Annotated in this window: 4 protein-coding genes; 1 reads left to right on the top strand and 3 read right to left on the bottom strand. The window is 33.8% G+C overall.

The window, feature by feature from the left end:
- From ACILQF_RS10900 to ACILQF_RS10890, 3 genes are all read right to left on the bottom strand, one after another.
- Positions 1-289, bottom strand: a 289-nt coding sequence (locus ACILQF_RS10900; RefSeq protein WP_395627438.1) for a ThuA domain-containing protein, incomplete at its 3' end; no start/stop codon positions are given.
- Positions 290-306: 17 nt separating this feature from the next.
- Positions 307-1,587 (bottom strand): DEAD/DEAH box helicase, encoded by a 1,281-nt coding sequence (locus ACILQF_RS10895; RefSeq protein ID WP_395627437.1) that lies wholly within the window; start codon positions 1,585-1,587, stop codon positions 307-309.
- Positions 1,588-2,106: 519 nt separating this feature from the next.
- Positions 2,107-3,348, bottom strand: a complete 1,242-nt coding sequence (locus ACILQF_RS10890) for a DUF2130 domain-containing protein (protein ID WP_395627436.1) — start codon at positions 3,346-3,348, stop codon at positions 2,107-2,109.
- A 197-nt stretch (positions 3,349-3,545) separates the two neighbouring features.
- On the opposite strand from ACILQF_RS10890, the gene ACILQF_RS10885 reads away from it, so the two are divergent.
- The gene (locus ACILQF_RS10885) at positions 3,546-4,235 is read left to right on the top strand and encodes a class I SAM-dependent methyltransferase (protein WP_395627435.1); all 690 of its coding nucleotides are present in this window, start codon (positions 3,546-3,548) and stop codon (positions 4,233-4,235) included.
- Positions 4,236-4,471: the final 236 nt, after the last annotated feature.

The raw sequence follows: 4,471 nt of genomic DNA, 5'->3' as shown, positions 1-4,471 counted from the left end.
GTTCAAATTGGGATTGTTGTTGGCTATTTAAAATATCACCAGATGTGCTTAAAAAAACAACAGTCTGATAATTTTTAAGTGTATTAATATCGAAAACATTGGAATTTGAGCTTGTATCAACAATGAAATTATGCTCCTCACCTAATTTATAAATGGCGGCTATTCCCGCAGGAATAGATAAATGCTTATAAGCAGCAGTTTTATAAAAAACCAGGATTTTTTGTGATTTAGCCTCTGTGATAAAACTAAAAACAAATACGATCAAAAAGCATAAAATTCTATGTATCATTGATTCAATTACGATAATTACCTATTTTTGAACTTCATTTTAGCCTTTTCTCGAGAACTATAATTATAATCCTTAATGTTACTTTGTTTTTTAGCGTGAAATGCTGAGCCATTTTCAGGCTCTGAACTTTCAATTTTTAAAGTCTTCTTTGGCTTATCTTTTTCAATAATCAAATCCTCTGGCAATTCAATAATTGGAATCGGGAGACCAATGGTCTGCTCAATCTTTTTAACCATAGAAAGCTCCAAATCTGTTGCAAAACTAATTGCTAATACCTCGTCACTATCTGTATTTTTCACGATTCGGCCAATAAAAGTTTCTATTTCAATGGGCATTTCCAAATGAAAAATAAATGGAATGCCATTAAGATCTATACTTTCTCTTAAATCATCGGCAACAAGTAGAATTCTTGTGTCCTCCGACTCTTTAAAATCTTCCATACGGTCGAATCCAGGGTGATCGAAAAACAATGGTTTATAAATTGCTAATTCTTTATCCAGATATTTAAATAGACTTTTAAAAATCTTTTCGGCAGTTAAACGATTATTCACAAACACTAAAACCTTGTTAAACACATCCTTATCTTTCAATAAAAGATTAAGAAGGTTAACTTTTGTTTTAAAATCCGGGACTTTATATAAAATTTGATCTATAGTAGCCAACTTTTGATCGCCTAAATTGTCAACTTCAAAGGTTGTTTCATTATTCATAAACTGACTAGTCAATAGATGCAGTTTATCATGAAATACATCTGTAAATATAAGATGTTGGCATTTTACAATACTTCTGGCAAGCTCAGCAACTGGAAGCTGCATTCCTCTTTTTACAATTTCTGCGGCATCATCAACAATAAACATCATTATTTTATTGAGATTAAGCCCCAGTTTTAAATAAATTGCCCTAGCACGATCTGGCGTAGCAATAACTATATCCGCTCCATCTGCAAGCGCATTCATCTGAGATTCCATACCACCTTCAGGAAACAAACCAACAATACGGATAGTTTTATTTTTATTTAAAAGCTCGTAGCGCTCAATTACAGCCAAAACATGTTCCTTGTCTGGAACCAAGACCAGCGCTCTAGGAGCCTCTTCAAAACCATACTTAAGGCGCATTAGAGAGCCAAGAACATAAGTACTAGTCTTGCCAGAGCCTTCAGGAGCGATTGCGATGATATCTTGAGCTCCCAAAATACGCGACATCGTTTTAAGTTGAATATCTTTGGGACCCAAGTATCCTGCATCTGTCATCGATCTAACAAGAGGTTTACTCAGTTTTAGTTTTTCTAAAAGCACCATTTAAATAGATTTTTAAATAAAATGCAAAAGTACTTATTTGAAACGACTATTGAGCCAGAATGAAGTCATATCGTTCTTCCAAATTGATATCTGACAAAAAAATGGATTTAATTTCACTGTTATCCGGTTTAAATAAAATTTTTATAAAAAAGCCATTCATATTCAATTTAACATGCTTTTAATTAAACAATAAAAAGCAAGCTTCCTTTTGGTTAGAATCAGTTTTTATATTTCCATTGCCTTGAAATCTACCATATTTTCACCTTAATAACAGGTCTGATCATAAGCTTTGGCCTTAGCACAAAATCTCCGTTAACGTTTTTTCCGCCTCAGCTGGTGCGGCAGGCACAGTCCAGGCCAAAGCAGTAACTTTAATAGCATCAGGTGCAGCGGCGGCATTTTGTTTCTTTTCTGCTGAAGGAAAAGAAAAAAGAATAATTAAGTTTAAGAATTTGATCTTTAAATTAAAATTTCCCCGGTCACTACTGATTAAATTTCTAAAAATAATATTGAGAAATTTTATTCCAACAGAAAAGTCTCATCCTCATCATCCGATAAGCTTAAAGAAATTGTATCTGCGCCGGCAATTCCTTCAATTGATCCTTTAATACTTGAGGCATTTAACAAGACTTTATCCAATTGTTTCTCACGCATTTTCCACATTCTTTCCATGGCATCACGCTCTTTGTGAATAGACAAGCGCATGCTCATATATCCTTCACGAATGGCCTTCCATTGCTCAGAAAATTCAGTTCCCGTTAAAAAATCATAAAGCATGTGCATTTTATCACCTCTATTTTCCTGAGATTTGGTAGCATTTGCTAATCGGATAATGCCATCCCTTAAAACAAACGCAACAGCTTTAACCTCCTCAAAAGAACAAATCCAAACCCCATCTTTTTCACCAAAACAGGTCATGCCTTTGGGGAAAGTTTGCGTAACAATAACGGCCACATCTACCCCAACACCACGCATATCTTTCTTTAATTTATCTATCCATTCATTGGAAAAATCCTTGGTCCGCTTACTTTCATAAATAATCTTACCACAATCTTGCCCGAATTGATTTCGAACGGTTTGGATACAATCAGCTCCACGAACACCTTTCCCGACCTCACCAATCACATCAAAAGGAAAAGTACTTTGTAGTAACTCTTCTAAAATCAGTTCCTGAACTTCTCCTTGCAATTGCATAGAACCCTGCTCTGCCTTACGACGCATTTCATCTGCCAGCTTCTTTTGATCATCTAATTGTTTTTCGAGCTCCCTAACACGTAATTGATGTTCCGTTTCTTTGAGTAAGTTTTTCTCAATCTCCTGCTTTTTAATCTGCTCTACAATTTGCTCACGCTCGGCCTGCATCTTACGCTGTACCTCAAGCTCCATTTCCTCGGCCCTGGTTTTAAGCTCTTGCTCCTTTTTGATGAAATCAAGCTCCTTCTGACCTGCAAGCTTTAATTTTTCTTGATTTTCTTTGTTTGTATTCTCTAAAAACACCAGCTTGTTTTCAAAATCGGTGGCAATACTTTTTCTTACACCCTCCTCTAACTGAAGTCGCTCTTGCGCAAATTGTTGCTCCATTTTTAAAGCAAGATTCTGCTGCTGTAGCCTGAAATCATCTTCCTTCTTTTGAAATTCTTCGTCCTTCTTTTTCTGCCAAGCGATCATTTTATCACGCAATTCCTGCTCATATTCTTTACCTATAGCCTCTTCTAATGGGAATGAATTGCCACATGATGGGCATTTTACTTCTGTTGACATGCTTGAAATTTAATTGATATTAAAAACGAGTCACAATGTACTAATATTATTAGTAAATCATTCTTTATTTTATTAAATAAAACAAGAATTTATTACGCGAGTGAAATTATTAAAAATAAAAAATATCATTTTAAGGAGTATTTTTGGATAAAATTTTTCGGGATTTAATAATCCCTTAAAATTGTTTTAATAGTAATATGGATGTTTTCGGTAAAGTATTAAAAGATCATTTTTTAGGTAGACAAAAAGGCAAATTATGGCTTCATAATAGTTATGGAAGTCCGGAGGATATGCCCGTAGACATTTTCTACCGCAATAAATTTGAAATTAGCGAATTGGAAAGCTTAGCAATTGAACTTTGCAAAGGAAAAACCCTTGATATTGGCGCTGGAGTTGGAAGTCATGCCTTGATTTTACAAAACAAGGGAATTGATGTAACTGCCATTGAAATCTCCGAATCGGCATGTGATATTATGCGCAGAAGAGGAGTAAAAAAGGTTATTAATTCGGATGTTTTTCAATATGAGCTAGAGCAATTTGACACGATTATCATGATGATGAATGGCATCGGACTTTGTGGTGATATGGAAGGATTGAAGCGTTTTTTAGAATATTTGAAAAAGCTTTTGGTATCAGGCGGACAAATTATTTTTGATTCATCAGATATTGCATACCTATATAAAGACGATGATTTTATATCAAGTAATTATTACGGTGAAATATCCTATCAATATGAATATCAATCTATTAAAGGGAATTGGTTTAAGTGGCTTTATGTCGATTTTAAAAGCTTAGAGCAAATTGCAAATAAGATTGGATGGGAATGTGAATTGCTTTTCGAAGATGAAATGGATCAATACTTAGTAAGGATGCAAAGATCAAAATAGGCTGATAAAATTTTATCTTTTTTTGAAAAATTCATTTTGACATAAATGAAATCTATCCCTTAATATTCACAATCTCATAACATGATTTTAATTTTTTTATGAATCAAATTATAGTAATTTGTTTTTTGATTTATAATGCAGCAAAACACAAAATCACTCTTAACACATTTTAGTCCGATATGAAAAAAATTACTGGCATTTTTATTCTGGCATTAATTTCTGCAACATCTTATGCT

Origin of the sequence: Daejeonella sp., from assembly GCF_044232565.1 — a bacterium.
GTDB lineage: Bacteria > Bacteroidota > Bacteroidia > Sphingobacteriales > Sphingobacteriaceae > Daejeonella.
The sequence above is the reverse complement of the archived record's forward strand: the minus strand, read 5'-3'. Positions and strand labels throughout refer to the sequence as shown.